The sequence below is a fragment of the Colwellia sp. BRX8-7 genome, from assembly GCF_014077275.1.
Lineage (GTDB): Bacteria > Pseudomonadota > Gammaproteobacteria > Enterobacterales > Alteromonadaceae > Colwellia_A.
The window spans coordinates 1-317 of the sequence record NZ_JACGVP010000116.1; the positions used below are offsets into that span (position 1 = coordinate 1).

Consider the following 317-nt stretch of genomic DNA (forward strand, 5'->3'; position numbering starts at 1 on the left):
TCCCATTCCGAACTCAGAAGTGAAACGCAGTAGCGCCGATGGTAGTGTGGGAGTTCCCATGTGAGAGTAGGACATTGCTAGGCTCCTAATTAGAAAAACCCGTAGCTGATGCTACGGGTTTTTTGTTCCAAGGTTCTAATTTACTTTATATTTTAAACAGTATAAATTAAATTATATCTTTGATATTACAAGTTTTGTCTAGCGACAATAGCACTGTGGCACCACCTGATCCCATTCCGAACTCAGAAGTGAAACGCAGTAGCGCCGATGGTAGTGTGGGAGTTCCCATGTGAGAGTAGGACATTGCTAGGCTTCTA

The 317-nt window shown here is 42.9% G+C and carries 1 rRNA gene; it reads left to right on the forward strand.

Annotated elements, in window-relative coordinates:
* Positions 1 to 197: 197 nt before the first annotated feature.
* Positions 198 to 312 (forward strand): 5S ribosomal RNA (rrf, locus tag H4J57_RS19670).
* Positions 313 to 317 lie beyond the last annotated feature (5 nt).